This window comes from bacterium (genome assembly GCA_016873475.1).
GTDB lineage: Bacteria > Krumholzibacteriota > Krumholzibacteriia > JACNKJ01 > JACNKJ01 > VGXI01.
In genome coordinates, this window is the sequence record VGXI01000163.1 from 1 (window position 1) to 7,498 (window position 7,498).

General features: G+C 72.0%; 8 protein-coding genes. 5 read left to right on the forward strand and 3 right to left on the reverse strand.

All coding sequences use genetic code 11. The features are described 5' to 3' along the window. Together FJ251_11885 and FJ251_11890 are read left to right on the forward strand one after the other, a co-directional pair. Window positions 1-1,338: Ni/Fe hydrogenase subunit alpha (locus tag FJ251_11885; GenBank protein ID MBM4118412.1), on the forward strand; the 1,338-nt coding region annotated here is incomplete at its 5' end. Then, complete coding sequence (locus tag FJ251_11890; protein ID MBM4118413.1) at window positions 1,335-1,817, forward strand: hydrogenase maturation protease; 483 nt, start codon at window positions 1,335-1,337, stop codon at window positions 1,815-1,817. The genes FJ251_11885 and FJ251_11890, both read left to right, overlap by 4 nt. Here FJ251_11890 and FJ251_11895 read toward each other — a convergent pair. Continuing rightward, window positions 1,814-2,908 (reverse strand): 6-phosphofructokinase, encoded by a 1,095-nt coding sequence (locus FJ251_11895; protein ID MBM4118414.1) that lies wholly within the window; start codon window positions 2,906-2,908, stop codon window positions 1,814-1,816. The two genes, FJ251_11890 and FJ251_11895, sit on opposite strands and share 4 nt — an antisense overlap. A 291-nt stretch (window positions 2,909-3,199) precedes the next feature. Here FJ251_11895 and FJ251_11900 point away from each other — a divergent pair, with 291 nt between their 5' ends. The 3 genes from FJ251_11900 to FJ251_11910 are packed head-to-tail and all read left to right on the forward strand — an operon-like array spanning window position 3,200 to window position 5,697. After that, window positions 3,200-4,096 carry an HAD family phosphatase gene (locus FJ251_11900; GenBank protein MBM4118415.1) on the forward strand — a complete coding sequence of 299 codons (897 nt, stop codon included), beginning with the start codon at window positions 3,200-3,202 and terminating at the stop codon, window positions 4,094-4,096. Window positions 4,097-4,150: 54 nt separating this feature from the next. Beyond that, window positions 4,151-4,480: a hypothetical protein gene (locus FJ251_11905; GenBank protein MBM4118416.1), complete on the forward strand. Its 330-nt coding sequence runs from the start codon at window positions 4,151-4,153 to the stop codon at window positions 4,478-4,480. Window positions 4,481-4,482: 2 nt separating this feature from the next. Next, window positions 4,483-5,697, forward strand: coding sequence for a hypothetical protein (locus FJ251_11910; GenBank protein MBM4118417.1), 1,215 nt, complete (start codon window positions 4,483-4,485; stop codon window positions 5,695-5,697). A 3-nt stretch (window positions 5,698-5,700) separates the two neighbouring features. Here FJ251_11910 and FJ251_11915 read toward each other — a convergent pair whose 3' ends face one another. Then, window positions 5,701-6,729: a zinc-binding dehydrogenase gene (locus FJ251_11915; protein ID MBM4118418.1), complete on the reverse strand. Its 1,029-nt coding sequence runs from the start codon at window positions 6,727-6,729 to the stop codon at window positions 5,701-5,703. A 34-nt stretch (window positions 6,730-6,763) separates the two neighbouring features. Beyond that, a partial coding sequence (locus tag FJ251_11920; GenBank protein ID MBM4118419.1) for a DUF2914 domain-containing protein occupies window positions 6,764-7,498 on the reverse strand: 735 nt, incomplete at its 5' end.

Sequence of the window (7,498 nt, forward strand, 5' to 3'; positions counted from 1 at the left end):
TTCGAGCGCTTCGTGATCGGCCGCCCGATCGAGGAGTTGCCGCGCATCGTCACGCGCATCTGCGGGGTCTGCCCGGCGAGCCATCACCTGGCGAGCGCGAAGGCGGTGGACAGTTGCTTCGGGGGCGAGGTGCCGCCCCTGGCGCACAAGCTGCGCGAGATGTACTACCAGGCGCACTACGTGCACAGCCACATCGCGCACTTCTACGCCCTGGCGGCGCCGGACTTCGTGCTCGGCCCCGATGCCGACCCGGCCGTGCGCAACATCCTGGGCGTCGTCGGCAAGGTCGGGCTCGAGATCGGCGGCCAGGTGATCCGCGCGCGCGCCATCGCCCAGGACATCCAGCGCCTCATCGGCGGGCGCAGCACGCACCCGGTCTGGTGCCTGCCGGGCGGCGTGGCGAAGGGTCTCAGCAAGGAGGAGCTGGCCGAGATCGAGCCGCTGGTGGCCCAGCTCTCCAGCTTCGCGGACTTCTCCCTCCAGCTCTTCCGCGATCTCGTGCTCGGCAATCCGGCCTACGTCGAGCTGATCGTGAACGGTCCCTACACCCTCGACGTGCACAACATGGGCCTCGTCGACAGGCAGTGCGCGCCGAACTTCTATGACGGGGAAGTGCGCGTCGTCGATTTCGAGGGCCGGGAGATCTGCCGTTACCAGCCCGCCGAGTACCGCCACTACGTGGCCGAGCACGTCGAACCCTGGACCTACTTGAAGTTCCCCTATCTCAAGCAGCGCGGCTGGCGGGGCTTCCGCGAAGGCATCGACTCGAGCCTCTACTGCGCGACACCGCTGGCCCGCCTCAACGTGGCCGAGCGCATGGCGACGCCGCGCGCCCAGGTGGCCTACGAGGAGTTCTTCGCCACCCTCGGCGGCCGTCCCTGCAAGGCCCTGCTCGCCAACCACTGGGCGCGCCTGGTCGAGCTGCTGCAGAACGTGGAGTGCCTGGAGCGCTTCTGCGCCGATCCGGAGATCACGGGGAAGGACTACCGGGTCGTGCCCCAGCGCATCACGGGCGAGGGCGTGGGGATCGTCGAGGCCATGCGCGGCACCCTCACGCACCACTACACTTGCGACGAGAAAGGGATCTGCACGAGCGCGAACCTGATCGTCGGTACGACGAACAACAACGCGCCGATCCAGATGGTCACGAAGAAGGCGGCGCAGGCCATGATCAAGCCCGGCGAGGAGCCGAGCCAGGGCATTCTCAACATGATCGAGATGGCCTTCCGCGCCTTCGACCCTTGCTACAGCTGCGCCACCCACTACCTGCCCGGCAAGATGCCGCTCCAGGTGGACATCTACCGCGGCGGCGAACTCTGGCGCCGCCTCCAGCGATGAGCACGCTGCTCCTGGGCCTGGGCAATCCGATCCTCGGCGACGACGGCATCGGCCCGCGCCTGGCGGCGGATTTCGCCGTCCGCCTGGCCGGCCGGCCGGGGCTCCACGTGGAGGCCGACTGCGCGGTGGGCGGGCTCGAGCTGCTCGATCTGCTGGCCGGCCACGAGCGGGTGATCGTGCTGGACGCGCTGCTGACCCGCGATGCCCGCCCCGGCGCCTGGCACGCCTTCGACGCCGGCGCCCTGCGGGAAACCCTGCATCTGGACAACGTGCACGATACGAACTTCGCCACGGCGCTGGCGCTCGGCCGGCGCCTCGGCCTGCCGCTGCCGGACGACGCCGCGATCCACATCTTCGGCGTGGAAGTGGCCGACGCCTGCACCTTCTCCGAGCGCCTGACCCCGGCGCTCGAAGCGGCCTACCCGGTCTACTCAGAGGCGATCTTCGGCGAGCTGCAGCGGCTCCTGGCGAGCGCCTAGTCGCCGAAGCAGACGCCTGTTTCGCGGCCCAGCTTGACGAGGTCGTGGTCCGCCGGCACCAGGCGCTGGCGATTGGCGATCTTCGCGATCGGCACGCTCGAGATCTGGTTCTCGTAGAGCCGCACCATCTGCCCCGACTCGCCGCGGGCCAGGAGGTGCACGGCCTGCGAGCCCAGGCGCGAGGCGAGCACGCGGTCGTAGGCCGTCGGCGTGCCGCCGCGCAGGAGGTGGCCGAGCACGGTCACCCGCGTCTCGAGCTTCACGCGCTCTTCGATCTGCCGCGCCACCACGTTGCCGATGCCGCCCAGGCGCACGGGATCGGGGCTCTCGGCCACCATCCGCGCGACCACCTTCTCGCCGCTCTCCGTGCGCGCACCCTCCGCCACGACGAGGATGCTGAAGCGCCGCCCGCTGCGATTGCGCTCGAGGATCTTGTCGCAGATGGAGTCGAGCCGGTAGGGGATCTCCGGGATCAGGATGATGTCGCCGCCCGAGGCGATGCCCGCGTGCAGGGCCAGCCAGCCCGCGTTGCGGCCCATGACTTCGACGATCATCACCCGGTGGTGGCTCTGCGCCGTCGTGTGGATGCGATCGATGGCCTCGACCGCGATCGACACCGCCGTGTCGAAGCCGAAGGTCTGGTCCGTTTCCTCGATGTCGTTGTCGATGGTCTTGGGGATGCCCACCACCGGCACGCCGAGTTGGGAGAGGCCGTCGGCGATGGAGAGCGTGCCGTCGCCGCCGATGCAGGCGAGGGCGTCCAGGCCGAGCGAGCGGACGACGTCCAGGGCCTCCTGGCTGCGGTCCACGGTGGTGCGCTTCTCGCCCTCGCCGATGTGCCAGGCGAAGGGGTTGGCCGTGTTGCTGGTGCCCAGGATGGTGCCGCCCTGCATCAGGAGGCCGGAGACGTCGTCGGGGCCGAGCTTGCGGTACTGCCGCGTGACGAGGCCGGCGTAGCCGTCCTGGAAGCCGATCACGTCCCAGCCGTAGTGGCGGGTGGCCGTGCGCACGACGGCGCGGATGACGGCGTTGAGGCCGGGAGCGTCGCCGCCGCCCGTGAGCAGACCGATCGCCTGGATGCCGTTGCCCATACCATCGCCTTTCGCCCGGGTCCGGGTGCTGACTAGCAGATATCGGCAAGCGGGGCAACGAGCTTGAGTGCGGCCCCTGCTGGCAGGGGCCGCCGGTGCAATCAGTTGAGTGCGGCCCCTGCTGGCAGGGGCCGCCGGTGCAGGCAGTTGAGTGCGGCCCCTGCTGGCAGGGGCCGCCGGTGCAGGCAGTTGAGTGCGGCCCCTGCCAGCAGGGGCCGCCGGTGCAGTCAGTTGAGGGTGACCCCTTGGCCGCCGGGACCGGCGGCGCTACCTTGTCCGCCGGAGGTAACAATGGCGCCGCGAAGCCGCTGCCGGGCCCTGGCCGTCGACCTGGACGGCACCCTGATCAGCAACGTCGAGGATCCCCGCCGACCGGTGAGCGCGGCCAACCTGGCCGCCCTGCGCGAGTTGCGGGCGGCCGGGGTGCGCATCGTCATCATCACCGGGCGCAACGAGGGCTCGGCGCGCAGCCTGCTCGCCCGTTGCGCCGATCCCGAGCTGGGGGCCAGCGATCTCATCCTCCACAACGGCGCGCTGATGATCGACGGGCCCGGCGGCGCCACGCTGCGCGAACTCACCCTGCCGCGCGCCGAGGCCCTGGCCTACCTGGCCGTCTATCGCGCTCAGGGCCTGACGCCGATGCTCTTCACCGACCGCGCGCGCGGCGGCGCCCTGCTCGTCGAGGGCGAGCCGGGGCCCGAGAACACGCGCCTGGCGCGCTACCTCGGCGTGCGCCGGCGCGAGGGCGAGGGCGAGCTGCGCCAGGTGCCCGACCTCGCCGCCGCACTCGGCGAGGACCCGCTCGCGCTGGCGACCATCGACAGCCCGCCGCGGGTCGCCCCCGCCCGGGAGGCCATGCTCGCCCTCGCCCTGCCCGGCAGCCGGGTGGCCGTCCAGGGCCTGGTCGGCCGCGGCGGCCATGGCCCGGCTCAGTTCCTCGAGGTCTTCCACCGGGAAGCCTCCAAGGAGAAGGGTTTCGCGGCCTGGTGCGCGCTGCGGGGAATTCCCCTGGCGGAGACGGCGGCCATCGGCGACGGCCGCAACGACCTGGAGCTGCTGCGCGAGGTGGGCCTGGGCATCGCCATGGGCAATGGCTCGGCGGAGCTGCAGGCGGCGGCCGACCACGTCGCCCCGCCCCACGACCAGGACGGCCTGGCCGTGGCGATTCGGACTCACCTGCTGGGCTAGCCCGCCGCCAGGCTGCGCTTGCCGAGTTCGGGCCCTTGGCGCTAGCTTCCCGCCATGCCCAGGCTCGCCTTCTCCCTCCTCTGTCTTCTCGCCGCCGCCGCGTTCCTGCCCGGCTGCGGCGACTGCGTGCGCTGCGAGAAGGAGCAGGATCGCGTCCTTGCGGAGCAGGGAGTGCCGGACGAGAGCGAGTCCCGCCGCGACGGCCACTTCATCACCGAGACCTGGTTCTACTGGGAGCAGGAGCGCTCGGTGGTCTTCCTCTGGGACGAGCGCGACTGCTCCTGCAGCGTGAGCGAGTACGACTTCTCCGCGGGGGCCGCGGCCGTCGAGCTCCCCTTCGAGACGGCCAATCGGACTCACCACCAGCCCCTGGGGCCGCGCTAGGCATGGGCGGCGCCTGCCGGCGAGGCCTCGCCGCCGCGCTGCTGCTCCTGGCCGGCGCCGCGCCGGTGCCGGCCGCGCTCCTGCGCGTACCCGAGGACCACGCGAGCATCGCAGCCGCCTTCGCCGCCGCGAGCTACGGCGACACGGTGAGCCTGGCTGCCGGCATCTACTTCGAGTCGGCGCTCATCTGGCCGCAGGGCTGCGCGCTGCTCGGGCGCACGGGCGATCCCGCCGACGTGGTGATCGACGCCCAGTACCAGGGGCACGTGCTCGGCGGCAGCAATCTCTTCGGCGAGAACGAGCTGGCCTACCTGACCTTGCGCGCCGGCCAGGGCGCGGGCCCCTACGGCAGCGGGCTTTCGGCGATCGGCGATCCCTACCTGCACGACCTCGTCATCGAGGACTGCACGGCGAAGGGCCCTCTCTACGGCATCGGCCTCTACGCGCGCGGCAGCGCGGTCATCGTCGACTGCGTGCTGCGCAACAACCGTTCGAGCGCCGCCGGCACCGAAGGCGGCGGGGCCTGGCTGCGGGGCACGCCGGCCGCGGGCGGGCACTGGGTGGAGAATCTGGAGGTCTACGGCAACGAGGCCGCCTTCAGCAGCGGCATCCACTTCAGTGACCTCTATGGCTACTTCACCGGCCTCTACTGCCACGACAACCTGGGCGACGGGCTCGTCATCTACAACGGGTCGGTCAACGGCATCGGGCCGACGGTGGAGTACTCGTTCTTCATCGGCAACACGGGCGCGGCCATCGCCTACGAAGCCGACGCGCTGATCCGCAGCTGCACGATCGTGGGCAACGGCACGCTCGGCGGCGGCGCGGCCGCCGTCCACGGCGGCTCGTCCTGGGACTTCACGAACGAGCCGCGGATCACCCAGTGCGTCGTGGCCTTCAACCTGGGGCCGGGGATCCAGGGCATCGCGCTGACGCCGTACACGGTCGACTGCAACGACGTCTACGAGAACGCGGGCGGCAACTACCTCGTCTGGCCCGATCTCACGGGCAGCGACGGCAACATCTCCCTGGATCCGCAGTTCTGCGGCGGCGGCGGCCGGCCCTACGAGCTGCGCTGGGACTCGCCCTGCGCGGAGCCGAACAACGGCTGCGGGCTCCTGATCGGCGCCTACGCGGTGGGCTGCGCCGACTCGGGGGTCGCCGACACGCATTGGGGCGCGGTGAAGGCGCGCTACGGCAACGGCACACCGCCCTAGGGCCTAGGGGACCAGCACAATCTTCCCGAAGAGGCGCCGCGCGGCGATCCGCCGGTGCGCCTCGGCCACCTCGGCCAGCGGCAGCACGCTGTCGATCACGGCCTGGAAGGTGCCGTCGGCGACGAGGCGGTAGATGTTCGGCAGGGTGCCGCGGCTGCCCATCGTGCTGCCGACGATGGCCAGGTTCTTGAAGAAGATGGGCCGCAGATTGGCCGAGAACTCGGCCCCGCTGCTCGCGCCACAGCAGAGGATGCGCCCGCCCGCGGCCAGCGCGCGCAGGCTGCCGGGGAAGGTGTCGGCGCCGACGTGATCGACGATGAGGTCGCAGCCCCGCTTGCCCGTGAGCGCGCGCACGGTCTGCGGCCAGGCCGGGTCGCTGTAGTTCACGGTCTCGGCAGCGCCCAGCGTGCGGGCGCGCGCCAGCTTCTCGTCGCTGGACGCCGTGGCGATCACCCGCGCCCCCGCGTAGCGGGCGATCTGGATCGCCGCCGTCGAGACGCCGCTGCCGGCCGCGTGGACGAGCACCGTGTCCGCGCCCGTCACGCGGCCTTTCACCATCAGCATCTCCCAGGCGGTGAGGAAGACCAGGCTCGTGGCGGCCGCCGCCTCGAAGCTGAGCGCATCCGGCAGGGGCAGCGCGTTCGCCGCCGGCACGGCGAGCAGCTCGCAGTCCGTGCCGTCCGCGCTCTCGCCGTAGATGCCGTAGTGCCGGCAGTAGTGATCGCGTCCGGAGAGGCACTCCGCGCAGCGGCCGCAGGCGAAGCCGGGCGCGATGGCCACGCGGTCGCCCACGGCCAGGCCCTGGGCGCCCGGACCGAGGGCGGCCACCACCCCAGCGCCGTCTGCACCGGGCGTGATGGGCAGCGGGAACTGGTGGCCCGGCACACCGCGGCGCACCCAGGTGTCGAGCTGGTTCACGCCCGCAGCCTTGATCGCGACGAGGACCTGCCCCGGGCCCGCCCCGGGCTCGGGCCGCTCCTCGAGCCTGAGCACCTCGGGACCGCCGTGTTCGTGGATGCGCACCGCCTTCACTGTCGGCTCCTCCTCGCCGCGCGCCGGGCGCGGCTCACTCGCAGTAGCAGAACCAGCTGCCGAGCAGATCGTCCTCGGCATTGCGCAGCTCGAGCAGCCAAGCGCCGCGCTGCTGCGGGAAGAGAGTCTTGTAGGACCAGGTCGGCCAGCGTTCACCCCTGATCGTGAGCGCGATCTCCTGCAGCTCGCGCCCCTGGTAGATCCAGACGTGGCGCAGCACCTGCCCCGGCGTCGCCCCGTCCACTTCCATCCAGAAGTAGACCTTGTCGCCGGGCGCGAAGACCTGGCCGCGATCGACGAGACGGCGATTCTCCACGCCCCGGCCGAAGCCGGCGTCCAGGACGCGCAGCTTGCCGGCCGTGTGCGGCAGCGTCGGCGGTGGCGGCGCTGCCGGGCGGGGCGCGACCGCAGCCGGAGCGGCGCTGGCGGGCACGGCCGCCGGGCGCGCGCGGGCGGCGGAGTCGGCCGGCGCCGCGGACCCTGCCGCAGCAGGAAGCCCCGGGAAGCGCAGGAGCAGGATCAAGCTGCCTGGCTGCGGACGGCCGCCCCGCTGCGCGGGCCGGAAGCGGCTGGCGCGGGCGGCGCGGAGGGCCTCGATGGCGAGGAGATCGGGCAACTCGCGGTCGAGCAGCTCGCTGCGGACCACCTGCCCTCGCGCGTCGAGATCCACGCGAACGAGCACGCTTCCGCCAAAGGGTCGCGCCGCCTGGCCCGTGAGCGAGGGCTGGCGCAGGGGTGGGATCCAGACGCAAACGGGCGGTCCATCCGG

What these genes read in the sequence shown, in the direction of transcription:
- FJ251_11910 (MBM4118417.1), top strand. Translation starts at nt 4,483, where the DNA reads ATGGGCGGCGCCTGCCGGCGAGGCCTCGCCGCCGCGCTGCTGCTCCTG.
- FJ251_11905 (MBM4118416.1), top strand. Translation starts at nt 4,151, where the DNA reads ATGCCCAGGCTCGCCTTCTCCCTCCTCTGTCTTCTCGCCGCCGCCGCG.
- FJ251_11895 (MBM4118414.1), bottom strand. Translation starts at nt 2,908, where the DNA reads ATGGGCAACGGCATCCAGGCGATCGGTCTGCTCACGGGCGGCGGCGAC.
- FJ251_11900 (MBM4118415.1), top strand. Translation starts at nt 3,200, where the DNA reads ATGGCGCCGCGAAGCCGCTGCCGGGCCCTGGCCGTCGACCTGGACGGC.
- FJ251_11890 (MBM4118413.1), top strand. Translation starts at nt 1,335, where the DNA reads ATGAGCACGCTGCTCCTGGGCCTGGGCAATCCGATCCTCGGCGACGAC.